Origin of the sequence: Mucilaginibacter sp. RCC_168, assembly GCF_041355315.1 — a bacterium.
Lineage (GTDB): Bacteria > Bacteroidota > Bacteroidia > Sphingobacteriales > Sphingobacteriaceae > Mucilaginibacter.
This window is the reverse complement of sequence record NZ_JBFUPN010000019.1, coordinates 101,370-125,566: the sequence shown is the minus strand read 5'-3', so window position 1 is coordinate 125,566 and position 24,197 is coordinate 101,370. Positions and strand designations below refer to the sequence as shown.

Below are 24,197 nucleotides of genomic sequence, written 5' to 3'. Positions count from 1 at the left end.
AGGTTTTGCGAGATATATTCAAGTTGTGATAAACGATTTCCCTGTAACGGCAAAACCCGCTTTATAAATAAAGCGGGTTTTGCCGTTGAAAAGTATAGTATTTTTTCAGATGAATGATCAGATGTGCATACCACCTGATACTTCGATACGCTGGGCATTTATCCAGCGGGCATCCTCGGTACATAAAAAGGCTACCACACCACCAATATCTTCTGGTTGGCCTACGCGACCTAATGCAGTTGCATTGCTTACCATCTGATTTAAGTTTGCATCGTCCCGAACCCGGCCGCCCGAAAAATCTGTAGCAATGGCGCCCGGGGCAACAATATTCGCCCTGATGCGGCGTGGCCCCAGTTCAACAGCCAGGTACCGGGTAAACACTTCAACCGCGCCTTTCATGGAGGCATAAGCCGAAGGGCCTGGCATACTAAAACGGGCCAGGCCTGATGATATATTGACGATGCCGCCGCCATCATTCAGCAGGTTGAGTGCTCCCTGTGTTAAAAAGTAAACCCCTTTAAAATGGATGTTCAACAGTTCGTCAAACATTTGTTCGGTAACCTGACCAAAAGGCGCGTGACCACCGACGCCGCCGTTGTTGATCAAAAAGTCGAAGTGGTCTGTATTAAATGTATTTTTCAGCATGCCGGTTAGCTCTTCAAAAAAGGTACTGAAGCTTTTTATATCTCCTACATTGAGTTGCAGAGCTGCCGCCTTACTGCCGGCTTGCTCAACCTGAGCTACTACGGCCAGGGCATCTTCTTTTCTGCTGTTGTATGTTATAATGACGTCCAAGCCTTTTTGAGCAAGTTTAAGCGCCATATCTTTCCCTAAACCGCGGCTGCCGCCGGTCACCAGGGCAATTTTATGCTTTGTTGACATTGTTGTTTTATCTTGATTTTGATAAAACAAAGTTCAGGTAAATGATGGCCCAGCCGTTTGTGAATATCAATCCATTTTTTGCAAAATTCAAATATCGCTTAAACACGAAATTTTAGCGGAGCGATTTTGGTTTGCTTTTTAAAAAAGGTAGAAAAATGTGCCACTTCCTCAAAACCCAGGCAATACGCGATCTCCGAAATGTTCCAGGCGGTTTGTTTCAGCAGGATCTTGGCTTCCTGTATAATCCGGTTGCTGATATGCTCGGTAGTGGTTTTACCCGTATTTTCTTTGAGCACCTTATTGAGGTGGTTAATATGGACGGACAGCCTGTCGGCATAATCTTTGGCAGTGCGTAAGCTGATCTTCTGGTGCGGCGAATCGATAGGGAACTGCCGTTCCAACAATTCAATAAACAGGGATGATACTCGCGCCGAGGCATTATGCCCCGCATACAGCGTGGTGAGCGGCTGCAGCTTTTGCCCGTAATGGATCAGCTCCAATACATAGTTGCGCAGCAGATCATACTTGTAAGCATAGTTCGAACCTATCTCTTCACTCATTTTTCTGAAAATGTAACGAATATCGGCCGCCTCTTGATCACTCAGCTGAAACACAGGGTAACCACCCGGCTTAAATATCGGTAGCTCATCCAGTACTACACCGCTTTTACTGGGCAACAGGAAATCGGCTGTAAAAATGCAAAAGAAACCTAATTGCTGATCGGTCTGTGGCACCCAGTTATAGGGTATTTTGGGAGTGGCGAAAAGCAGGGCATTCTTTTCGATCTCGATGGTTTTGTCGGCATACTCAGCCATACTATGACCACTAATCAGGCTTATTTTGTAGTAAGCCCGGCGGTTATAGGGCATCAATCCGGGCGATTTTTTGATACGGGTAAAAAGTTCAGCCACATCAAACACATTAAAATGGCCAATCTCTTTGTTGATACCTTCGGGCAATAACGAGTTCACACTTTCGCCACTTACAGAAGCAGCGTGTTCGTAAAAATCATTCAGCGTAGTAACATCCATGGCACAAAGAATTTATAAAATTCAAATATACTACGGTTAAGTCATAAGTCTTTAGCCGAAAGTCTCAAATTAATTTTTATGACTTATAACTTTAAACTCAAGACTCAACGACCGAACACTTTGTCCTTCCCGCCAATATCTATCCCATCTTGCCCTATACATTTAAGCGTTACCTGTGGTGTACCGCCTTCTGGCAACAGATAGTACAGGGTTATGGCATGAGCGCCGGCTTTTAAATTGACTTCCTGGGTAAGCACCGTACCCTGTTGATATCCAAAATCGGCATCGATCAAAGTGGCCTCATGCAAACGCAGATAGGCTTTTCCGGATGCCTGTAATGAGAAGGTATAATGACCATCCACAGGGATTTTTATAAAGCCCTGGTAACATACCATGCCTTGTTTACTGCCTGCTTCTGTACCGTTTACCATTTGGCTTGTTCCTTTGATAGTCGACACAAGCCCATCCATTTTAGCTACCCAGGGGAATTTTCCGGCATAATACTTCCAAGAAAGGCCCGGTAATAGTTTGGCTGCAACTTTATCTGCCGGTATAGGCTCGTTATCATAGGGACGTGGAGCTTCTGCATCCGGGTGCCGCAACTGCAATATCTTTGCTTTCATTGCTTCCTGAATTTTCGCGTAGCCAGGCCTGGTGGCCAGGTTGGTTATTTCTTTAAGATCACTTATGGCATTGTAAATTTCAAAGTCGTCATCCGCGGTTTTAATAGCATAGCGCACACCCACCAGGTCACCTAGGCGGATGGCTTGCATCTGGTCGCGCTTTCTTCCGCGTTTGCTGGCTTCAAATTCTTTGAAATCGGGTGTTTTACCGCCTTCAAAATACTCCACATATACCAAACCTTGTTTTTGCTTGCCTATGCCGGTTAAGGAGGGTAGCAAAGAAACACCATCTGTACGTGCCGGAGCCGGAATGTGCGCAACATCGGCAAAGGTGGGCATCCAGTCCGACAGCATGGAGGGTGTATTGACCACTTTCCCGGCCTTAATACGGCTTGGCCATGCAGCTATCGTTGGCATTCTTAGTCCGCCTTCCCAGCAATCCCTTTTGATACCATCAAACGGACCATAACTCCCAAAAAATGTAGGATGATTAGGCACAAAAGCGGCCGGTAAATAGGATTCAATAGATGGACCATTATCAGAGGTAAAGATCACCAGCGTATTATCGGCCATGTTCAGATCAGTGAGTAATTGCCTGATATCGCCTACCGCGTCATCTATCCTGCGCACTGCTGTGGCATATCTTTTATAAGTATCGGGCCAGAGCACTTCGGGCGTGGTTGGGTTATGATCATCGTCGTAAGTAGCGTTGGCATATTCGGGGTACATATAAGAGTCAATCGCTCCTGAAGCCGTATTGATCATGTGCCCCGCATCGCCTAACCATTGCAAGCCGCCTTTTAACCCTTTGCCAGCGGGATAAGCCTGCGTAGGCAATTCGATAACCGCATGAGGCGTATCATAAGCCAGGTACATAAAAAATGGTTTAGCTGCATCTTTTCCATTTTTGTGGTCGACGATCCATTTTTTGGCGGCCGCGGTCCATAAGTCGGCGGTATAGCATTTGCTTAGACCGGCTGATACTTCCTTGTAATTATCCCATACCTGTTTTTTGCCACGATATAAACCCTCAAACGGATAATGCTCATGACCATCAGCATGCCGCATATAGCCATAATAATTATCAAAACCACGTTTCAAAGGATGGCCGGGCCAGTTGGGGCCTTCCTCTTTAACACCCTGCAACCCCCATTTACCAATGGCGGTGGTGCTGTAGCCCGCTGTTTTTAGCATAGAAGCTACGGTGTAATTATTCTCCAGCATTTTATCAAACTGGTTATCCCTCACCGAGGCATTACCCTGGTTAAGCCCGGTGAGGAGCGAAGCCCTTGATGGCGCGCAAACCGGTGCATTGGCATATTGCTGGGTAAAACGTGCTCCGCTCAGTGCCATTTTATCCAGGTTGGGTGTCAATTCATAGGGTTTGCTATGGTCGCCGGATCCTTTCCGCTGATTTTGAAAAAACACGCCGATGTCGCCATAGCCCAGGTCATCGGTCAGTATAAAAATGATGTTTGGCTTTTGCTGTGCCTTTACAGTCAGCGTATTAAAACCGATAGCTAAAAAAACAACCGATACCCTTAACCAATATTTTGCGATCATAATTCCTGCTTACTTTTTCTCCGTGTTTTTGCTTACCTCATTCTTTAATAGCTGATCGAGCTCTTTTACTTTATCCGGATAGGTATCGGCCAGGTTCTTTTTTTCGCCGATATCATCCCTCAGGTTATACAGCTGCGGCGATGGCGAGTTGCCTGATTCTATACCTACATCTTTCATGTAGACCACACCGGAATGAGGTTGAATATACTTCCAGTCGCCTTTGATGATAGCCGTGGGATCGGCGCTGCCCTGTTCTATCAAGGTTGATCGTCCCTGTTTACTTTTACCTAAAAGTGCGTCCAGGAGGTCCTGACTATCTTCAGCATCCCCGTTGGGAATCTTTTGATTCAGCAAATGAGCCATTGATGCCAAAATATCCATTTGACTAAATAATGCGTCAGAAACACCCGGTTTTACCTGTGCCGGCCAGTTCACAATAAAAGGGACACGGGTACCGGCCTCCAGCGCGCTGTATTTACCGCCCCGCATCGGGCCCCATGGTGTATGCCCGCTCAATAGCGTAACGGCACCATCCTGGTAACCATCATCAAGCACGGGACCATTATCGCTCGAAAATATAATGAGCGTATTTTTGGCCATACCGTTCAGCTCCAATGTTTTCATCAATTGTCCGATCGTCCAGTCGAGCTGCAGGATATCATCCCCACGATAGCCCAGTCCGCTGGTACCTTTAAACCGGGTAGCCGGCATACGCGGTACATGGGGCTCGGTCAAAGCATAGTATAAAAAGAAAGGCTTCTGGCGATGATCACTTATAAATTGCTCCACCTTGAATAAGAAGGTAGATGACACCTCCTCATCAACCCAGCGGGCCTGGTAACCGCCGCTCATATAACCAATACGGCCAATACCGTTCACAATGGTATTATCATGTCCCTGCCCTGGCGATGATTTGAGTTTCAGCAGCTCCGGATGCTCTTTTCCCGTGGGATCATTACCTATTTTCTTACTGTAATCAACCACTATGGGGTCATTGGCATCACTGGCTACTACCCGGTGATTTTCCAGGAAAACGGTAGGCACTCTATCGGCCGTAGCCGGAAAAATGAACGAATAATCAAAGCCAACCTCATTAGGGCCCGGTTTTATTTCGCCGTTCCAGTTTTTGTTGACGCTATCACCCAGGCCCAAATGCCATTTACCCACAATAGCTGTAGCGTAGCCCGCCCGTTTAAATACCTGGGGCAGAGTAGTTTTATTGGTTGGGATAATAAGCGCGGCATTACCCGGCAATATACCCGTGCCGGTTTTGCGCCAGGGGTATTTCCCGGTCATAAGCGCGAACCGCGATGGCGTACAGGTAGCCGAAGTAGCATGCGCATTGGTAAAACGGATACCGCCTTTGGCCAGTTTATCCAGATTGGGTGTATGCAATTTGGTAGCGCCGTAGCAACTCAGATCGCCGTAGCCCAAGTCATCGGCGTAGATGTATATCACGTTAGGTCTTTGCTGTGCATAGCCCGCGGAGGCCACGCTCAACAATAGTAAAATAGTGTTTATAGTTTTCAGTAGGGTCCTGTTTTTCATCATACTGACGTAATTCAATAGGTGTATAGGTGATGTTTTTAGTCCAACAAGATAATTATAAAACCCGGGCACCTTAAAGCTTAAAATAACACAAACGTTTGCATTGGTTTGGAACCCGGACATCCGGCAGAGTTAGGAATAAAACTTTTTAAACCTTAAATTTTAACACTTTTTTAGTCAAAAACAGCATAAAAAGGCTCGATTATTCCCGTTTTAACTAAACTTTAACGCCATTTTAACACTTTTTAACAAATTTTGGGGTTGTTTTGAAAGCTTTAAAAAGTATTAAATAGCTGAATATCAAATAACTACTTACCAAACGGTTGATTTTTGGAGCCTTTTATCCCTTATGCAAACGGCCCGGTTCTCCTTTTATAATCGAAAAAACCAAAAATACATTTTCGCAAAACCAAAAATGATCGTTTTGCAAATTTTATATATAGTTAGTCCTTAATATTTCAACATACAAAGCCGCTTTAATCGTGTATCAAAGCGGCTTTGTGTGTTGTTTAAATAACCATTAAACGTTATTTAATTTCTTTATAACCTTTTGTGTACAGGCTATCAGTTACTCTTCCTTGTGCATTTAAATGCTTGACGCTATCCAACGCCTTACGCTCATATCGCTTATATGAGGATGCCTTGCAACCTATCAGGCACAAGGCTATAATGATGACACCAGCTACTTTCATAATGCAACTCCCTGTATCTTCTCACACAACGGCAATAAGTCTTGTGTCACTCCACGCGATTTGCTGAGATTGTAGACACTTTCACGCAGGTAATGAAGCTGAGTGCCGTCGAACGACATCTCTTTATCATCAGCTTTTAATGCGTTCCAGATCACGCGCCCATCGGGGGTTTGTTGTAGCTCCATCTCCTTTGCCTCAGCCTCACTAATGGCCACCAATTGACGGATACCGCGTTGCACCGAAGCCTCGGTCATGCTATCCTGATTTGCTTTGAATATTCCAGGTAGTAGCACCCTATCTTTTATGGATAAAATCATATGAATTTAATTATGAGCCAGTGCCCGTGCCGTGTTCGTAAATAATTCCGTTACAAACCTTGAAATAGTAATTATCGCCGTCAGAGCCTTTATAAACAAATACAATGGGTGTGCTCGTTGTGCCCTCGCCAGTCCTGCCGTTAGTCACAAACTTGCCCGATACCTGCACAATGTCGCCTGTAGCCTCTATTGCATGGTTATTAACCGTGGCACCCGAGGCCCTTACTACAAGTGCGCGGTTGCTGACATCGCCAACCTTATCATTCAGAAACTTGGCGAGCGCATATCCATCGCCCGCATCGCTTAATTGCAATCCTACATAAAACTGCGCAGTATGCCCATCACCAAACGTAGTTACCTGCTTAATATAAGCCTCTGAGCCGTCGACATTAGACAACCCCATACCGTCTATGGTAAAATTGCCAATCTTACCACTGGTAGCAGTTATTATACCACTTATATCAGCCTGAGTCATTACAACATGGCCGTTATCTAAAACCCGGAAAGGCGCATCTGCTTTGTCCTCATAAGGTGCGCCTGCCCAAAACCTCACCGAGTTTACACCGGCATCAATTACACCTGTAATACCGGCATTGTTAACCGGGCCTGAGCCAACCAGTAATGTTCCTGATGCTACTATGCCATGCTCTGAGTCAAGGGTTACTCCCCAAAAGTCCGTAATCTGCTTAACACCCTCAGCAGTCGATTTGGCTTGCAAAGCGTCATTATAGGCTCGGTTTGATGTTTTACCAATACGCTCCACATTCTTTTTCATACTTTCATCTGCAAGCCTGTCGCGCTGGATAGGGTTGATCGTAACGGTATCTGCAAGCTCCAATGTATATTGATACGGAAACTGAAAATCACGGGTAAGTGCCGTTATACGTATCGGCTGATTAAGTTTAAAATCATCGTCTTGAATGGTGACGAAATTACCAAGCGAGGGTGTTATGTTTTTACGCTCAAAGTCTATCTGATCGCATTCTACAGAATATTGCAGCACAGGGTTGCTGTATTGGCTTAAATATTCCAGCCCTCGCGCTAAAACCTCATTTTCAGCGGCCGTGATATAGGTATCAGGCATGGCAATATCAAGCAAAATATACTGATCGCCTACAGCCGGTTTTATATCATCAGACGGCAATACGAAATCCTTGTCATCCTGATTATACTTTAAGGTAAACTGCTTGGTAGTGTTATTAAAACCATTGATGTCAAAAGTGTAACCGGCGAGGTTTCCGGTTTGAAACTGAACTTTTGCCGATACGCCCAGCAATTGAGTATTAACATTAAAATCGATCTCACTGTCTGTAAAAGTGATCTTATCAGCAACCTCAGTAACCAATCCTAAACGGCGAGGGTATATATCCTCAAAAACCTGTGTCCCCTCTATAACGCCATATTTTTTTCCTTGTAAAGGATCATTATTAACATAGACGTTACTTTCCAGATATGGCGTGGTGCCTGGCAGTTTTAAGCGATTGGAGAACCCTTTGTAGTTAGCTGGTATATTCCTTTCTGAGCCGTAGCAAAACAACCGCGTTACCAGGCTCTTTTCTGTAGACGTGGTACGATTTAAGGAATAAAGGCCGTTTGATTGACCAACCTTTAAATTAATATCTTCTACAACTCCCTTTTTGGTCATGTGGATGGTTTGTCCATCAACCCACCACTCCGTTTTAAAAGCATCCGCTATGGTAGCCAATACCGACAAACAGTTATCATCCGGGTTAAAAGTGAGGTTCTGAAAATCAGCCTCGTCAATAACGCCTTTTACCCAGCCGCTTTGTTCGGCGTTAGCGTTGGTGATCAGCAGATCAATAAAGGTGTTAATGTCCCCCATCAGGCTTTGCCCGGTCAGGGTGTACTCATTATTGGCATCCGGAAACTTATAAAGCACCTCCTGTAAATCGTACATTGGCCCTTTCAGGTTCAATGTATAATCGAATTCAATAGATGAGCTTTTTTTAAGGTCACTCAGGCTTTTGAGCTTGTATTTATAGCCAAACGCCATGCAATAATCACCTTGTAAAAAGTCGATATTATATGGCAAGCTAAAGGTCATGGGTGCGATATCCTCGCCCATGACCTTTTTGCTTAGTTTGCCAGTTGGCGTTACCGTAGCAATAACATCCGTACCTCTTTTAATTTGGTATTGCATTTACACAACTCCTTTTATAAAATTGTACAAAATATTAGCGAGCCTTACACGCTCTGCCGGGGTTGGATGCGTACCATCCACGGTTCTTAATGAAATGTTAGCAGGGTTGTAATCTGCTAACTTCATCAAGTCGCAAATAGGTACACCATAAGCATTTGCCAATGCAAATAATGCTGTTCTTAAGGCGGTAAACCCAGACACATCTGTTCCGCTCGCGCTATATAAACAAGGAGGCGTAACAAACACAATGGAAATTAAGTTATTATCCGCCCTGGCTTTATCAATGATATAATTGAACGCACCGTAAAATGTAGCTCTATCCATACTTGTGGCGTTATAAGCGGTGCCTGTAACAGCCACTAACGCATTTGCTGCTAAAGTCAATGAGGTTGCTGATTCAATACTTAAAATCTTACCGATGTATTGAAAATATTGGTTATACAACTTATCACCCACCTTTAATTGCGTGGTAAAATTTGTGCCCACACCTGTGACAGTCGCCGAGGATGTGGTAGAAGTGATGGTACCGGGCCTTGAAGTAAATGGCAGTGTACCCAGGTTGCCGAGGGTAGCGCGGTCATTGTGTCCGTGGTCAAGAACTAACAACTGATTACCTTTACCGATGATTTTATTCTCATAACTGTACTGAGCGTATGCGGCACCAAAGGCAGCAGTTAGTTCAGCAGCCGTTGCAGAAAGTGATAAATTACTCGTTCCATTCCAAACTATATTGCTACTACCTACAGCTTGATTATCCATTTGCGCATCCAATCCCTGCCCAACCAATACAGGATAAGAAACACCTGATCCAGCCCCGCCACCGGATGAACTGTTACCGGCCGGTATAGAAGTACCCACCCATATTATTTTCTGCTGTTGCCAATACATTTCTGCCTTACGGCCTATGTTAGCCGGTATATTTCCATTAGCGTCAATAGCAACATTGCCTCCAACTATACCCTTAGCACCCAATGGTATATTATAGATATCAGCCTCAATTTTCCATATAGCCCCATTTGTCCAGGCAGGAACTGCGATTGAGTTGTCAAAGGCAGATAATGTAAGGTCTGTAGACGTAATATTTACGTAGCTGTATGGCGTAGTTCCTGAGTCACCGCCATGAAATGAGGGGGCTATATCTATACCTCGAAAAGCAATTAAATCGCCTGCGTTAACAAAAATTGATAGCCCGCGAAATACCTGCCATATTTCAGCCACATTGGCGGTAATCTCACCAACCTTTGCAACTAAATCAAACATGTTTGTAGTAGTATTAATATTAACAATCCACGCCTGAAGCTTACCGGTGCTGACCACAGTAGCGTTTGGTCCGATGCGCAATTCGGTTAATATGCCTGAATTAAGAAAACCCGGTGTAGCGGTTAATCTGCCAATGATGATTTTATTAGCCAAACCCACATTATATTGTCGACCAGAAGTATATGCAGGCTTGAAATTATAATTATCTACCGATCCAAATGTTTTTACAATAGCGTTTGAGCTTTGATCGGCTAAGTATTTTGTAGATTCTACAGCAACTGATGATGTAGCGGATATTTGAGAGGGTAATAGCTTTTGTGGTATGCGAGCGCTTTGAGGTATTTGCGGATCACCCTCCAACATTAGATAACCATTCGGCTTATTGCTCCAATGCCTTGATACCAATAAGTCACCTGTGTAAATGGTCATATCAACGGCAAACTTTGCGGCATTTGATTGATTGCCCGTAATGGCATAAGTTGAGCCTTGAACTAAGGCCGTAGAAAAATATACGGTTGTAGCTAAATTTCCACTGCCTGAAAACCAAGCCATACCATTAGCCGAACTTACAAATTGCACAAGGCAACAAACCACATCGTTTGCAAGGGCTTTTACTGACCCTAATGGTGGATTATATGTATTTATACCGGCTGCTTCAGCGGTAATTTGGCCACTGTCATATACCACTAAAAAATTATTGGTGGTAACTTCTCTCAGCAGATAAAATTTTACTTTCCGTCCTATTTCTGCATTGGTTAGTTTAACCCGGAACCGATAAACATAGCCCGTTGTTGATACCCTAACATTAGTAGGCGCGATTGCAAGCGCACCCGTAAAGTTTTGGTTGGTTGTGATTTGTGTTACATCGTTTACAATCTGTTGAGAAAAAACAGGTGGTGTTGCATAATCGGATATGGTTGATTTATTGGCCACTGCCGAAACAGTGCTGATATCCGTATCATACCCTGACAAACGCAATGTCCATTTAGATGAAGTACCGGGGATATCAGTTGATAAAGTAGCGGCATTGGCAGTCCAATCCTTACCCAGGTAATTAACCTGGTCGGCAACAGAATACACCTGAGCTACCCATGAAGGTATTTTATTAACGGCCGCAGGCAATGGCTTTTCTTGATAAAATGGTTGATAGAATGTACCATCAAAAACAGCAATAGCATCAAAAATACCATTCCCTGCCGCGGGGGCCGGGATAACAATAGGCGTGCCTGCTGCTTTCAACAAATTTGTGTATGTGCCGCTGGGGTTTGCCCCATTCGCACCAGTTCCTATCAAGTCATAGTGTTGATTGAGCAATGCTGGAGCTGGCGCAGGATCAGTGGTTTTAAAGGCCCCAATCCTATTATAAGTCAATAATGAGAGAGGGAACAAAACAACGTTGTCGTTTTCGTCAATCCCTAAAGTTTTACTGGCCGCGTTTATATGCGATGCTACCGGCTGGCCGGTTATTGGTTTGTCTTCGCTTGTTGCCATTTTATGATACTATTAATTTGTTACCTGTTTGTGTTACTAAATAATTCCCGTCCTTATCGGTCAGGAAAGCGAACTGCGTAAAAAAGCTCGGCGCGGGTTCAATAAATTTCAAGGTGTATTTACAGGCCACCCGGTTGCCCTCGTCTGTTTTTATGCGTGTTAAGCGACTAAAATCTGTACAGCTATCGTAATAGCAGTAAAATGATCGGCTCAGCTCGTTCACGTAAATGCGGCGTGTGCCAGGTTGCGATAGGTGATTGAAAAAGGCTTTATGCTTAGCCCAAAAATCAGCCTCATCATTCCCTATAATGGCAATAGGTATAGATATATCCTTTGCCTTAAAAAACACGTTCTGCGTATCGGTGTCTACTCCGTTCTGATCAGCCCAATCATGCTGCATAGGGGGTTTTCTATCCCAAAACTTTAAAAAGTCATCACTGCCGTTTTTACCCACAATAACCCCGTATGTTCCGTACCAGTCGTTGCCATCGCTGGCGTACATTCCTAATGCGCTCATATATTCCTCCCTATAGCGTTAAGGGCGTTAGCCGGGTTATTCATTTTGGTGTCGATGGATTTAAGCGTCTTATCCATGCTGTCGCCGGTGTCGGCCATACGCTTCGTATTAGCGGCTATCTGCATAGAGTAAAGCGTTTGCTGCTTAATCTGCGCATTCATATCGCCGATGGATTTACTGTTTGTTTGGGATAGTTGAACCAGCTGAATTACGCCTAACTGGATCCCGCGAGTTGTTCCCTCCAACACTCCGGCCTGATCTGCTGTGATACCCTCGATCGCCTTGCTTAATGATGATTGATTTGGTGTAAGTGCGCCGCTATCGCCGATGATCTTTTGAATATCATCGTAAGCAGATGAGGCACCGTTAACCAATTGGCCGTATAACTCTTTAAGTTTGGTGATCTCCGAAGAGTCCAAACCGCCGCCGCTCTCACTCAGCTGGGCAAACTGTTTGTAAAAATCAGCTGCCTTGTCTTTCAGGTAGGTATCCTCAAACGTGCTATTTAGGGCATCGCTTACCGCAGTTCCAAAATCATCCGCAAAATCACTGATCCCGCGTTTGCCTGATTTTAGGCCGTCTAAAATGGCTTTTGACAGGTTATCCGCAGTAGTGCCGGTGAATATCTGGTCAATCTGATCATTGATCTGCTGGGTAGTCGTGGTGATATCACCCATTTCATCATGCACCTTTTGCAGCTGCTCAAACCATGCTTTAGTTTGGTCGGTTAACTTGTTTTCGGTGTAAAGCTCTTCAAGCTGGTCATAATTAAACCCGCCGAGGCTCGACAAATCCTGTACGACCTTAGTTTTCCTGCCGACACCTAAAAAGCCTCCGTACTTTTCGGAGTGTTCGCCGGTGATCTGCTGGCCGCTGCTTATTATCTGCGACATTAGCCGGTCATAATCAAGCTGCGCCTGTTGTTGTTGAACAGCAAGCAGCGCCTTACGATCTTCCAGCTCCTTTGCGGTAGCGTTGGAAATATCAGCCTGTGTACGGGCACGATCACGCAGTAATTGATTGTAGGTTGTTTCACCAATGATCAAACTGTCCTGATAGGCTTTCAGCTCTTTCTCAGCCGCTATACGGCTCTTTTTACCACCAGTAAACAAACCAACCACCCCGGAGACTACGTTGCCTATGCCTTTTATAATGCCGGGTACATCACCGGTGGTAATGGCAGAACCCAAACCGGCGACATCTGATGCCGTTTTGGATATTTGGCCTAACGTACTTAAAGTATCAGCTAAGCCGGGATTAATATCCTGTAAGCTGCTTGCGATAGTATCAAAAGCCGTACTCGCATCACCCGCATAGCTTGCTATGTCGTTTAGTGTTTTAACTAAGCCAGTTTGTGTTTTAAGCTTTTCGTTTATATCAGCCAATTCTTTAGTTAGCTGAGTCCATTTTTCAGTATAAGGTGTGAGTACCTTTAACTGTTCAAGTAATTGGGCTTTTTGAGTTTTTAAATCATCGCTATATTTTTTACCTAAGCCGCCAATGCTATTTAACCCTTTTTGCAATTTGACAACCGCCGCATCAATGCCCGCAGTTTGATCTGGGGTGAGATTCGAACTACCCTTTATATCTTTTAATGCCTGAATTTGCGCAAGAGCTTGCTGTCTCGTCAACAGTAACACATTGGAATTATAATGCTGTAAGACCGCTATTTTATCAGCCTGCGCATCTTCCAGTTGTTCAAGCTCAGTTCTGTGCAGCCAATCCAATTCATCAACCGCACTGAAATCACCTTTTTTTACCAATGCCGCACGGTCACGCTGGTATTTATCATCGGCTACCGCAAGTTGCCCGTAATAATCCAGGGTATTCGATAACAGGTCGAGGTTTTTGCTTGCATTGTCCTTTGTTACCTCGAGGCTGTATTTCTCAAACAAGTTCTTACGATCCTCATAGGCCTGCGGGGTCAGATCGGATGATAAGAACGTGTTTTGAATGAGCTTTAAATAGCTTTCAAAATCCTTACCACCGGCCAGTAATTCGGCATACTGTTTATTGGCAGCATCCTCACCCAGCTTATCACGGTAATCGTAGTATTCCTGGTATAGCGCCTTTTGTTTGTCAAGGCCATCGGCAATAGCTTTGGTTTCGTTATTCTCAGCCTGGTTATCGGTGAACGACTGCTCATTGGCCTGTAAAGCACCTTTATTGATCTTCCGGGTGTTTTTCGGATTGGCGTTATACTTATCAATGTCCGCGCTTATCTTGGCAAAGTCGGCACGTATGGCCGCTAACTTTTGCTCATCATCAGTAAGGGCATTGTTATTATACTTTTCGTTAAGCTGGTAAATTTTCTGAATAATGTCTCCGTAACGCTGGGCGGCATCGAAAGCAGTGGTAGCCAATTTCTGATCATTACCCGGATCATACGTTGCTATAAGCTTTTTTACTTCAAGCAGCCGTTTTTTAAGGTCAGCCTTTTGCGAGTCGTTCGGCGCAAGAGCTTTAAGCTTATTGGATATACCATCACGCAGACTTTCGAGGTCGGTTTCGCTCCCGGCCTCTTTAAATATCATGTTAAAATCGTCCAGTATCTTTTTAACACCATCGGCAGAAAGCGCGGCTTTCAGATCGGTTTGAAACTTACTGGCAAATGACTTGGCAGTCTCATCACCGGTAAGCGTTTTTTTGATCTGTTCACCGAAATTCTTATCAATTACCTTATTAGCGGCTTCGTATTTTGCTATTAATGCATCAACTATCTCCTTGTCGTTCTGATCGGCGTCTACCAGGGCTTTCCAGCTACCGCCGCCAAACGAGTTTTTTAAGCTCAGACCGGTGTACTCAAATTTGGAAAGCGCATCAGTACCCTTAACCTTTAGCTCATTGATCTTTTTAAGGTTCTCGAGCTTTTGCGAATACGCAGCTTCGCCAACCAACTTGTTATCCAAATCGGCCAGATAATCTTTTATAGCTTTTGATGCGGCTTTGGTGTTAGCCGTCTCGAGCGTGATATTACCCAGGTATTCTGGCGAAATCTCGTTTAACTTTTTAAGTGCGCCTAAACGCTGATCCTGTGTATTGTTATGATCGTTGATGATCTTGGTAAGTTCATTGATCTTGTTTTTTTGCTGATCAACCTGCGCGTTGGCATCGGTAGTAATTTTGCCGCTTTCCTCCAATATTGAATTTTGCAGGGCGCTGGCATCGTGCCATGATTTAAGGGCGATAACAAGCGCGGCAATAACAGCGGTATAGGCGGCGGTTGATGCCACGGCCAATATCTGTTTTGCGTTCAACAGGTCGAGTCCATCACGCAGGATGCGGTAAGCCACCGTTTCCAAACCGATAGCTACAGCATTGGCAGCACTGGCGGCGGTAGACAGCAATAAGGCTGCACGGTAAGCTCCGTAAGTAATGATCAAACTTTCAACGATATCAATAACGTGCTGATAGTTTTCGATCAGTTTAGAAGCCATTTCAATACCGCCTACTAAAATACCCTCATTGCTTTCGCCGATGGTATTGAGCATCATTTGAAATTTATCCTGTAGGTTGCTCAGCTGTCCGGTTAAGGTGTGGCTTTGCTTTTCCATCAGGTTATAGAAGATACCGCCCGCGCCGGTTAAGCTGTTGAATGCTTTTTCAACCTCTGGGAAGCCAACACGGCCAGCCTCAACCAGTTTATTTATCTGATCTTCGCTAACCTTGAATTGCTTGGCCAATTCGGCAATAATCGGGATCCCGCGACCTGTAAACTGGCGTATATCCTGAGCATAGGCACGACCCTGTGTTTTAAGCGTACCATACAGATAAACGATATCGCCCAACGGCGCGGATACACCCGAGGCCACATTACCCAGCGTAGTTAGCGTACTGGTGATGTCTTTAGCCTGAAAGCCATACGCAAGCAGCTGCTTTGTGCCTTGCGCAACATCAGTAAAATTAAATGGAGTGGTAGCCGCAAAGTTGGCGGTTTCGGCAAACAGGGCATCACCTTTTTGTTTGCTCTTTAAAATGGTTTCGTAGGCTATTTGAAGCTGTTCAAATTCACCACGTACGTTAACCAGTTCGGCCACGAAGTTTTTAGCGGCACTAATGGAGAAATAAGAAGCCGCAGCCGTAGCCGCTTTTTTAGCCCATGCGTCCAGCTGGTCGCTATTGCTTTTGGCCTGCTTTTGGATACGGTTAAAAACCTGCGTGGTGTCACGCTCGCCCTGTAACAGGGAACGCAACAACGCCGGGTTGTTTATTAAAATCTCTATATCAATTGGGCCTAATCCGTCCATGTTGGTTATTCGTCAAGGAATGCCTTTAGCGTTTTCAGCGGGGCTTCCCGTGTTACTTCGTCCTTTGGTTTGCTTTTGTATCTTGGTGCATCGGCAAGCATCATTTGAATATTTATCCAGCTTACTTTCCATAGCATGTAATGCCAGGTCCAGCCGGTTTTCTCAATAATGCTGTAGTAGAGGCCCCAGGGGCTATTCATGCCGTAGCATTTTAACTCCCCTGATTTATCTGGCTCAGATTCGGCGCTGTCATCTGCATCGTCGCCGCCGATCTGATAGTATTCAAAAAACCCTCTTTTACCATTAGCATCAGGATCACCTTCATTGAAGTCACTATTTGCGGCATACTCATGTGCCAGTAAAGCCAGTGCCCTACGATGCGTGCGAGCAGCCAGCCAAAAAAGAAACTATTTAGCCAGGCGGTAGCTATAATTTTGCAAAGCGTTGGTGTAAACTGTTTATACAATGTGTGGGCTTCCATGTCTTCAAGATCAGGGAGCTGCTCGCGGGTCATGCCTGTTGATAAGAACAGATCATTACAGCGGTTTATCGTGCCGCCTGTTGCTGCCCTGATAACCAGGTTAATGTCCTGCCTGCCGAACAGGCGAAACAATAAAGGTGCGGTTACCCGCACCTTTATTCCTTTATCGAGCAGCGTTGCGGCCGCTTGGCTTTCGATATTCATGTTATGGCAGTGCTACGGTAACCATTACAGTTGCTTTCGACTCGAAATCGTTCTCGTCTTTCGCAGCCAATTGAAAACGGTACACACCGTTTACCAGGCCGGTAACGTTGGTGTTTAAAGCCGCTGGCGTGGCGATCGTCGGATCGGCTGCGGCTACTGGTTTGCTAATGCAAGACCACTGCTGACTAACAATCGTACCCACAAAGGCGGTAGCAGTACCGGCAAGGGCTGCATTGGCTACAGTAATGTTTTGGGCATTGCCAGCGCTTACAGTTGGGTTTTGGTACTGACGGGAACGCCTTGATTTTACACCAGCACCCGCTGGCGGCAATATCGTGCCGGTAACTTCTATCAAACCAACACCGTCCTCTTTAAATTCATCGCTTTCAACGGCGACAAATGAAACGCGGGGCATTTGAATGATATAATTACTTTGGGTGATCAGCTGTACTGATTTTTCAATAATTGGCGCGGTGTTCGGAGCTTCCCACCATCCGTTGACGATCTGGCCGCCCAGAAATATCAGCTTCGTTTCGTTGTCTTTAACAAACAAGCTGAATTTCAAAACGTATTTACCTTTTTTAGCGAACGAGGCCTCCGGATCGTCCAGCTCTTCACTCATTACATCGAAACTTGTGGGGGCGTCACCAATTAAAGAGACGGTTCCTTTGTAGGTGTGAAACAACTGGTTCAACACGGTTGCCATGGTACCATCGTCGGGGATGTCACCAATTTTCATTGATTTTAAGCGATATGCGAATGTGCTCATAAGAGTAATTTTAATAGGGGTATCTTAAATAACCCCGGCCGGATTGCCCGGCACGGGGCGTTGATTTATGTTTAGGTGTTTAAGCCTGTGTTTGATCGCCTTTGTCGTCAGCTGGTTCGTCAGATTTATCACCCTCTGGATCGGCCGCTTCGTCAGCTGGTTCGTCAGCCGGGGCGGCTGTTTTATCATCCGCTGGACCTGCTGGCTCGTCAACTACTTTAGCTTTTGGTTCGGCCTTGGGCTTTGGCTCTGCTTTGGACTTAGCCTTGGCAAGTGGGGTCTCCGGTTTAATTTTGGTAAGCGTGATTTCCTCTTTAGTTTCATCGCTCAAAAAATCGTCGTCCTCATCATCTTCAAAATCCGTTTCGTCAGCGGAGGGATACACGTCTTCGCGTTCAACCTTACGAACCGTAGCATCCTTTTGGGATTTCCCGTGGTTCTTTGCATCGCTTTCATTCAGGAAAGCCAGACCGTCACTCGTAAAGTACACGGTGTCTTTTCCGGCATAGGCTTCAAAAATCTCTTTTGCCCTGGCCTCGTTTTTTTCTTTATCCGTCATTTTTGTTAAATTTTAAGGTTAAAAGCAGCGGTGCTGTAGTCCATTTAATAGGGGTATTAGCGGCCGCATCATCGGCTCTTCCGGGTGTTGACTTGCCCGCTGCTTTAAATGCTGTTTAAACTGGTTTAAAAATGTTTTTAAAGTAATATTCAACTACCTGTACGGCTAAGCTCCAATTCACTTTTCCATCACTTACAATCATCAGGATGCGGGCAGCCAAGTTGTGGGCAAAGGCGTCCTGTTCTGGCTTATCGGCAGTTTTAACCGTACCGAGCACGGCGTTTAAAACCGTTTGTCCGTCCCAGTGATTTAGCAAGTCCTTACTGTATACCAGTGCGGCGGCTACCTTTGGCAGGTTGTCTATAAGTGCCTGCCTGATCTTATCGTCAATGGTACCAGGTATCAGGTTGGTGATGAGCGCAGCCAGCGGCGAAGCCATTGCGTTACGCACGTTGTTCACGATGATGATTGCATGATCAATGTCGGCCACGTCGATATCGAAAGGCAAAACAGTGTCCGGGTCAACCGGCTTTGCTTTTGGCTTAAGCCTTATAGCTGCGCATATAGCTGCCCAGGCCATTTTTAAAATGTTTTTCATTTTTATAACTTGTTTTTCAGTAGTAATGAAGCTATCTCCGATGGTTTCATTATGCTGGTTTGTTAAATAATGCTTGTTCAATGGCCCGGCGTTTGGTAAGCACCGGGTTAACTTTTAGTACTCCGTTATAGCGGCTCTTATTCCATACAGGGAACTGAGCGGCCGCACCGGCATAATCACCGGCGTTAAGTTTCTTTAGTAGGGTACTTACTGCCAGCGCACCGGTGTTGTACTGGAAGCTGAGCAGAGCAGCGCCCTGGTTGTCGTTAAGCGGAACTTTTACGAGGCTTTTGATTGCTGCAGCAAACTCGTGCATCTTGTAGCTAAGTAGTAAGTCGGCAGTTTGGCGGGTTATCGTATCGCCCAGCTTTACCTTTTTGCCATCGGCATAGTAGGTATTACCCCAGCCTATAGTGGGCACACCGGCGCTATCTAAATACGCTTTAAGGCGCAAGCCCTCAAAACCCTCGATCAGATTGGCGTCATTACCGTCAACAATCCATGCTTTTGCGGCATCGTTGCGTAACTGCTTTACTAAATCAATAGCTGCGCTGATCATGGCTTAATTAAAAAATGAGTTAAACTTGTCCGTGATTTTGGTTACTATGGCGTCTTTCTCCCTGCCGTTGATGCTGGCAATGTTTTCCAGTATGCTGATGGTGTTTTCAAATACTACCTGCGCAACCAGTAAGTTATGCAGCCAGTTAAATGACCATCCGGCCACGCCCTCATCATGACTTTTGAATGATTGATACAGGCAATAACTCACACCTATCATCACCAGGTAACAGGCAACCTTTAAACTGAACCTTGACAGCTTTACGCTGCTGATCTTTTCGCCACGTACCCTTGCGGCCCAAATGCCGGTGATCAGCTCGGTAACGAATATGGCCAGTAAGGCAATGAAAGCCGCCTGATCAAGCCCGAATATCTTATCAACCAAAACCCAACTAACGGTAACAAAAGCAACCTTAACGGTGATCCCGTAACGCAGGCTCGGCGCAAGACTTTCCTTAAGGTCTGTTAAGGCGTGGTAATCAAAAGTTTTCAAAAGCCGGGTTATGTGATTCATTGGTTCTCAATTTACCGCCCGGCATTTCGCCGGGCGGTGTGGGCATTCTATCGTTTGTCTGGTGTGGTTATCGGTGGTTATGGTACGTCAGGCGACACAATGGCGGCAATGTACCTGGCTCTCTTAGGCACTACGATAAAGTAGTGACGGTATGAAAGCGTGTTAGCCTGGTTTGCGGGATCAAGGTTTGATGGTAAGAAATACTGTTTTGTCAAACCTGTCTTCATGCCTACGTTCTGAACATGAAACGCAACGGATGCCTCGTACTGAGTGCCAGTAGGAAGGGCACCCCATGCAAGTTTGGTTGTACCGTTGTAATGCGGCATGATACCGTGGCTGTAGATATCAAAACCAAGTATTCTCGGCGCAACATCACCTTCGTTGTAATTCACCAGCTTATCGCCAAAGTTTTTACGGTCGAGCAATAAGTCGTTCCAGTGGTTTTCACAAAGCACTAACCGGCGACCTTGTTTAGGCCATCTAAAAGTAAGCTTGCCAATGGCTGCTTTAAAGTCTACCAAATCCTTGTAGGTCAAACGCAGACGGGTTCCGTCTTTTAAGATTTGCTCTTCGCCGTCAACGCCGAGAATGCCACTTCGGCCGGTTGCTTGTAATACCGGTGTATCAGCTGCATTAGATGCAGGAGCGAGTGAGTGAATTGCTTTCGCGTACTTATCCTCGGCCATACTGATCACCATGTTATTGGTTACAGCATCGATCTGATTGTATGCCGAGCCGATTGTCTGATCATCAGTAAGGGTAACCCTTTTGGTCTGGTATTTATCCAGCTGAATAGTGATCGTAGTGTCGGTGTACGATTGCAGCGGAATTGGATAGGTTGTATTGTTGATCAGGATATCAACCTCAAAATCAGTTGCAGGTATATGCACCTGGTTTTGTTCACTGTCGCCGGAGCCTGCATTTACCTCGTTAATTTGCGAGGCGATCTCAGGAATGCCGCTTAGCCATGGGGCTGTGTCGTTGGTTACGAGTCTGGTCTCGACCCTGTTTAACCATAATTCGGGATATATTCCAGGCATAATATTATGTCTTTTAAATGTTAATTGATAGGGGTATTAAATCGGGTTAATTAGCGTTTGGGAGCAAAAAGCAATTTGAAAGCATCGCCATGATTCAGCTTAAATGAAGCCTTTTCGTCAGCACTCAGCTTTTCAAACTCATCTATCGTTTTAGGGAGTTTTGCACCGTCAGGGTTTTCAGGTGTAACCACTGTATTACTCAGCGACTTTTTAACCGGCTTTGCGGCCAAAAGCTTTGAAGCCAAATCGAAATTTGTAACCGCAAGTTGTACATAGGTTTCACGATCATCCGCAACGATCCTTTCGTCAAGGATAGCAGCATCTACCATTTTCTCGGCCTGTAATTTCAGTTGTTTTTCTACCTCTGTTTTTAGAGTAGCATTGGTATCCTTTTGGGTTTTTAATTCAGCGTTAAGCTTAATTATAGCCTCATTGATCTCATTTTCGCTTTCCTGATTGGCAAGGCCGAAATTCACGAGTACCGCCATTGCGGGTGCGCTCAATTTAAATTCTTTCATTTCGTTTGTATTTGGGGTTAATTCTTGTACTGTAGTTGCTGATAGTTTTTGCAGGGATAACTTGATTTCAGCCTCGGTGATCTTCTTGCCGGTTGCTTTGTCGTACAGGCATAATGATCCTGCGTTGCTCGGTACGCCGCAAACGGAGCCCTCCATTACCTCAGCTTTGATCAAATCCCAGTTACCGTCCGGTTGACGCTGGAAACTATCTTCCCACTCATCAAAGCTGATAGATAAGCCGAGCGAGGCGCCCTTAACAAATTTGCGATCTACCTGACCGGCTAAGCGTTTGCCGCAATCCAATTCCGTATCAAAATCAGCGTCCATTTTTAAGAGAGTGCCGTCAATCCGCCTGTTATCCCATCGGCCAGCCACATACTCAGTTTCGTTATAATGACTATCCAGCATCACGGGGTTATCGTCGAAACGGTCGAAGATTAGCCCGGCATTACGGACTCTGAACCCGTAACTATTGATCACATTTTCATCATTCAGAATAAAGGTTGGCTTGGGCATCTCTTAACGTTTTTGCTGTTTGTTGAGACAAAAGTGGGCAAGGGCTGCCATCTATTTTAATAAGGGCGCAAGGGTTGCACAACTATTTATAAAACAGTGTTTTAAAGGTCATTTTTGCTACCATAAAACAAGTTTTATGGCATTAAGAAAGGCGCAGGAGCGTGAATACGCAAGGGTAATTTTCCTGTCTGAGAACATCAGTCAGCGGGATTTAGCGGAGCGTGTTGGCGTTACTGAAAAGACAATGGGCAACTGGATAGAGCAAGGCGGCTGGCGAAAGCTAAAGCGCTCCATGCTTACCACACGGCAAAATCAACTCAATCTATTGTACGATCAGCTCGACTGGCTCAACCTTGAAATATCCATACGTGATATCAAAGTAGCGTCAGTCAAGGAAGCCGATGTGATCATCAAGCTAACGTCAGCTATTCAAAAACTCGAAATAGAAACATCTCTCGGCGAGACTGTGGAGGTTGCCCGGTCATTTATTGAGTTTTTACGCGGTTTAGACCTCGAATTGGCTAAAAACATCACCGGGTATTTTGATACATACATTCAAACCAAGATGAGCTAATGACTTCGGCAGATAAACAATATTGGAAAGAGTGGGAAGAGTTCCGCGATAACATCAGGAAGTCGACGCCGGTTGACCTGAACGAAGACCCTACCGCCAAAAAGAAACGTATTAAAGACCTTGAAAAGAACCCGGAGAAATGGTTTAAGTACTATTTCCCCTCGTTCTACACGCATGAACCTGCGCCCTTTCATATCAAGGCAACCCTGCGGGTACTCAATAACCCCGAGTTTTACGAGGTACGTTCATGGAGCAGGGAGCTTTCCAAATCAGGCCGTACCATGATGGAAGTGCTTTACCTGATCCTGACCGGCAAAAAGTTCAATGTGCTTTTGGTGTCCAGTACTTACGATGCTGCCGTTAGGTTGCTATTGCCTTACAAAACTATTTTGGAGGCTAACAACCGCATCATTAATGATTACGGTGCTCAACAAAGTATTGGTACCTGGGAGGCCGGTGAGTTCAAGACTAAAAAGGGCGTTGCTTTCCGTGCGTTAGGTGCGGGCCAGTCACCACGTGGTACACGTAACGATGCTATCAGGCCAGACATTATCCTGATTGATGATATCGACACGGACGAAGAATGCCGCAATAAAAAACGGATCAAGCAAAAGCTGCAATGGATCGAAGAGGCGTTACTGCCTACCAGGTCTATCTCATCGCCGTTGCTCATCATCATGTGCGGTAACATCATCGCAAAATACTGCTGTGTAAAGGAACTTGGCAAAAAGGCCGACCATCACGATATCATCAATATCGTGGATAAACACGGTAACAGCACATGGCCGCAAAAGAACACGGCCGAAATGATCGCCCGTATCCGGAAGATGATCAGCTCGAGCGCGTTCCAAAAGGAGTACATGAACAACCCGATTATTGAGGGTACAACATTTAAGCAGATCATTTACGGACGCGCTCCCAAAATATCAAGGTGTGAGGCCGTGGTCACCTATGCCGATCCATCAACATCCAATAAGGATGCCAGCGCCGAAAGTGACGCGAGTGATAAGTGCGTTGTTGTTGTAGGCTTTAAGGACTTTAAATATTATATCTATTGGATACGCCTTGATCAGATCAATAACAGCGGTTTTGTTGACTGGCTGTTTGATGCCGAGGAGTTTTTGGATGCTAACGGTGTTGATCCCAAAAAGATATATATCGAAAACAACAGCCTGCAAGACCCATTTTTCCAGCAGGTACTAAGGCCACTCATTAAGAAACGGACTATTGAAAGGCGTAAAACATCCCGGCCGCCTATCACACCCGACACCCGCAAAAAACCGGGTAAGTTCTCCCGGATCGACGGCACCCTCGAGCCGCTTAACCGCGATGGTGATTTAATATTTGATAACGCCCTGCAAGGAAACCCGCACATGGACAGGATGGAAGAGCAGATGTTAGCCGTATCCGAAGAGTGTAAGAAGATGGACGGCCCGGACGGATTGGAGGGTGCCGTATGGAAAATACAGAAACGTACAGCGAAAGAGGACGCCGCTTATGCGTCAGAAACCACAACAGATAGACATTGGTAATT

Annotated in this window: 21 protein-coding genes; 2 read left to right on the top strand and 19 right to left on the bottom strand. The window is 45.3% G+C overall.

Annotated features, from left to right (window positions below; translation table 11 throughout):
- Positions 1–117: 117 nt before the first annotated feature.
- The 19 genes from AB6735_RS18895 to AB6735_RS18805 all read right to left on the bottom strand — a co-directional run bounded on the left by AB6735_RS18895 (position 118) and on the right by AB6735_RS18805 (position 22,089).
- Entirely contained in the window at positions 118–882 is a 765-nt protein-coding gene (locus AB6735_RS18895; protein WP_370997473.1) for an SDR family NAD(P)-dependent oxidoreductase, read from the bottom strand.
- A 98-nt stretch (positions 883–980) separates the two neighbouring features.
- Positions 981–1,913 (bottom strand): helix-turn-helix domain-containing protein, encoded by a 933-nt coding sequence (locus AB6735_RS18890; protein WP_370997472.1) that lies wholly within the window; start codon positions 1,911–1,913, stop codon positions 981–983.
- A gap of 104 nt (positions 1,914–2,017) precedes the next feature.
- Entirely contained in the window at positions 2,018–4,099 is a 2,082-nt protein-coding gene (locus tag AB6735_RS18885) for a sulfatase-like hydrolase/transferase (RefSeq protein WP_370997470.1), read from the bottom strand.
- A 9-nt stretch (positions 4,100–4,108) separates the two neighbouring features.
- Positions 4,109–5,650, bottom strand: a complete 1,542-nt coding sequence (locus AB6735_RS18880; RefSeq protein ID WP_370997469.1) for an arylsulfatase — start codon at positions 5,648–5,650, stop codon at positions 4,109–4,111.
- Between the two features lie 524 nt (positions 5,651–6,174).
- Complete coding sequence (locus AB6735_RS18875; RefSeq protein WP_370997468.1) at positions 6,175–6,339, bottom strand: hypothetical protein; 165 nt, start codon at positions 6,337–6,339, stop codon at positions 6,175–6,177.
- A complete protein-coding gene (locus AB6735_RS18870; RefSeq protein ID WP_370997466.1) occupies positions 6,336–6,656 on the bottom strand; it encodes a hypothetical protein in 321 nt (106 codons plus the stop codon). The genes AB6735_RS18875 and AB6735_RS18870 overlap by 4 nt, the downstream gene beginning before the upstream one ends.
- Before the next feature lie 10 nt (positions 6,657–6,666).
- Positions 6,667–8,817, bottom strand: a complete 2,151-nt coding sequence (locus tag AB6735_RS18865; RefSeq protein WP_370997465.1) for a hypothetical protein — start codon at positions 8,815–8,817, stop codon at positions 6,667–6,669.
- Complete coding sequence (locus AB6735_RS18860) at positions 8,818–11,568, bottom strand: SGNH/GDSL hydrolase family protein (RefSeq protein ID WP_370997464.1); 2,751 nt, start codon at positions 11,566–11,568, stop codon at positions 8,818–8,820.
- A gap of 1 nt (position 11,569) precedes the next feature.
- Entirely contained in the window at positions 11,570–12,085 is a 516-nt protein-coding gene (locus AB6735_RS18855; RefSeq protein WP_370997463.1) for a hypothetical protein, read from the bottom strand.
- A complete protein-coding gene (locus tag AB6735_RS18850) occupies positions 12,082–16,332 on the bottom strand; it encodes a tape measure protein (protein WP_370997462.1) in 4,251 nt (1,416 codons plus the stop codon). Before AB6735_RS18850 ends, AB6735_RS18855 begins: the two co-directional genes overlap by 4 nt.
- Positions 16,333–16,337: 5 nt before the next feature.
- Entirely contained in the window at positions 16,338–16,532 is a 195-nt protein-coding gene (locus AB6735_RS18845; RefSeq protein ID WP_370997461.1) for a hypothetical protein, read from the bottom strand.
- A gap of 11 nt (positions 16,533–16,543) precedes the next feature.
- Positions 16,544–17,017, bottom strand: a complete 474-nt coding sequence (locus AB6735_RS18840) for a hypothetical protein (RefSeq protein WP_370997460.1) — start codon at positions 17,015–17,017, stop codon at positions 16,544–16,546.
- 1 nt (position 17,018) lies between these two features.
- A complete protein-coding gene (locus AB6735_RS18835) occupies positions 17,019–17,786 on the bottom strand; it encodes a hypothetical protein (protein ID WP_370997458.1) in 768 nt (255 codons plus the stop codon).
- A 79-nt stretch (positions 17,787–17,865) separates the two neighbouring features.
- On the bottom strand, positions 17,866–18,345 hold the full coding sequence (locus AB6735_RS18830; RefSeq protein WP_370997455.1) for a hypothetical protein: 480 nt from the start codon (positions 18,343–18,345) through the stop codon (positions 17,866–17,868).
- 115 nt (positions 18,346–18,460) lie between these two features.
- The gene (locus tag AB6735_RS18825) at positions 18,461–18,943 is read right to left on the bottom strand and encodes a hypothetical protein (RefSeq protein ID WP_370997454.1); all 483 of its coding nucleotides are present in this window, start codon (positions 18,941–18,943) and stop codon (positions 18,461–18,463) included.
- Positions 18,944–18,992: 49 nt separating this feature from the next.
- Complete coding sequence (locus AB6735_RS18820) at positions 18,993–19,502, bottom strand: lysozyme (protein WP_370997453.1); 510 nt, start codon at positions 19,500–19,502, stop codon at positions 18,993–18,995.
- Between the two features lie 3 nt (positions 19,503–19,505).
- Entirely contained in the window at positions 19,506–20,015 is a 510-nt protein-coding gene (locus tag AB6735_RS18815; protein ID WP_370997451.1) for a phage holin family protein, read from the bottom strand.
- Positions 20,016–20,092: 77 nt separating this feature from the next.
- The gene (locus AB6735_RS18810) at positions 20,093–21,055 is read right to left on the bottom strand and encodes a hypothetical protein (RefSeq protein ID WP_370997450.1); all 963 of its coding nucleotides are present in this window, start codon (positions 21,053–21,055) and stop codon (positions 20,093–20,095) included.
- A 50-nt stretch (positions 21,056–21,105) separates the two neighbouring features.
- Complete coding sequence (locus AB6735_RS18805; RefSeq protein ID WP_370997448.1) at positions 21,106–22,089, bottom strand: hypothetical protein; 984 nt, start codon at positions 22,087–22,089, stop codon at positions 21,106–21,108.
- Between the two features lie 136 nt (positions 22,090–22,225).
- On the opposite strand from AB6735_RS18805, the gene AB6735_RS18800 reads away from it, so the two are divergent.
- Complete coding sequence (locus AB6735_RS18800) at positions 22,226–22,663, top strand: hypothetical protein (protein WP_370997446.1); 438 nt, start codon at positions 22,226–22,228, stop codon at positions 22,661–22,663.
- Positions 22,663–24,195: a hypothetical protein gene (locus AB6735_RS18795; protein WP_370997445.1), complete on the top strand. Its 1,533-nt coding sequence runs from the start codon at positions 22,663–22,665 to the stop codon at positions 24,193–24,195. The genes AB6735_RS18800 and AB6735_RS18795 overlap by 1 nt, the downstream gene beginning before the upstream one ends.
- The last annotated feature ends 2 nt before the right edge of the window (positions 24,196–24,197 follow it).

Excerpts from the sequence above, each read along its gene's own strand:
- AB6735_RS18875 (WP_370997468.1), bottom strand. The coding sequence starts at position 6,339 with ATGAAAGTAGCTGGTGTCATCATTATAGCCTTGTGCCTGATAGGTTGC.
- AB6735_RS18795 (WP_370997445.1), top strand. The coding sequence starts at position 22,663 with ATGACTTCGGCAGATAAACAATATTGGAAAGAGTGGGAAGAGTTCCGC.
- AB6735_RS18865 (WP_370997465.1), bottom strand. The coding sequence starts at position 8,817 with ATGCAATACCAAATTAAAAGAGGTACGGATGTTATTGCTACGGTAACG.
- AB6735_RS18835 (WP_370997458.1), bottom strand. The coding sequence starts at position 17,786 with ATGAGCACATTCGCATATCGCTTAAAATCAATGAAAATTGGTGACATC.
- AB6735_RS18895 (WP_370997473.1), bottom strand. The coding sequence starts at position 882 with ATGTCAACAAAGCATAAAATTGCCCTGGTGACCGGCGGCAGCCGCGGT.
- AB6735_RS18820 (WP_370997453.1), bottom strand. The coding sequence starts at position 19,502 with ATGATCAGCGCAGCTATTGATTTAGTAAAGCAGTTACGCAACGATGCC.
- AB6735_RS18825 (WP_370997454.1), bottom strand. The coding sequence starts at position 18,943 with ATGAAAAACATTTTAAAAATGGCCTGGGCAGCTATATGCGCAGCTATA.
- AB6735_RS18890 (WP_370997472.1), bottom strand. The coding sequence starts at position 1,913 with ATGGATGTTACTACGCTGAATGATTTTTACGAACACGCTGCTTCTGTA.
- AB6735_RS18840 (WP_370997460.1), bottom strand. The coding sequence starts at position 17,017 with ATGAATATCGAAAGCCAAGCGGCCGCAACGCTGCTCGATAAAGGAATA.
- AB6735_RS18880 (WP_370997469.1), bottom strand. The coding sequence starts at position 5,650 with ATGATGAAAAACAGGACCCTACTGAAAACTATAAACACTATTTTACTA.
- AB6735_RS18815 (WP_370997451.1), bottom strand. The coding sequence starts at position 20,015 with ATGAATCACATAACCCGGCTTTTGAAAACTTTTGATTACCACGCCTTA.
- AB6735_RS18870 (WP_370997466.1), bottom strand. The coding sequence starts at position 6,656 with ATGATTTTATCCATAAAAGATAGGGTGCTACTACCTGGAATATTCAAA.
- AB6735_RS18850 (WP_370997462.1), bottom strand. The coding sequence starts at position 16,332 with ATGGACGGATTAGGCCCAATTGATATAGAGATTTTAATAAACAACCCG.
- AB6735_RS18810 (WP_370997450.1), bottom strand. The coding sequence starts at position 21,055 with ATGCCTGGAATATATCCCGAATTATGGTTAAACAGGGTCGAGACCAGA.
- AB6735_RS18845 (WP_370997461.1), bottom strand. The coding sequence starts at position 16,532 with ATGAATAGCCCCTGGGGCCTCTACTACAGCATTATTGAGAAAACCGGC.
- AB6735_RS18830 (WP_370997455.1), bottom strand. The coding sequence starts at position 18,345 with ATGACGGATAAAGAAAAAAACGAGGCCAGGGCAAAAGAGATTTTTGAA.
- AB6735_RS18860 (WP_370997464.1), bottom strand. The coding sequence starts at position 11,568 with ATGGCAACAAGCGAAGACAAACCAATAACCGGCCAGCCGGTAGCATCG.
- AB6735_RS18855 (WP_370997463.1), bottom strand. The coding sequence starts at position 12,085 with ATGAGCGCATTAGGAATGTACGCCAGCGATGGCAACGACTGGTACGGA.
- AB6735_RS18885 (WP_370997470.1), bottom strand. The coding sequence starts at position 4,099 with ATGATCGCAAAATATTGGTTAAGGGTATCGGTTGTTTTTTTAGCTATC.
- AB6735_RS18805 (WP_370997448.1), bottom strand. The coding sequence starts at position 22,089 with ATGCCCAAGCCAACCTTTATTCTGAATGATGAAAATGTGATCAATAGT.
- AB6735_RS18800 (WP_370997446.1), top strand. The coding sequence starts at position 22,226 with ATGGCATTAAGAAAGGCGCAGGAGCGTGAATACGCAAGGGTAATTTTC.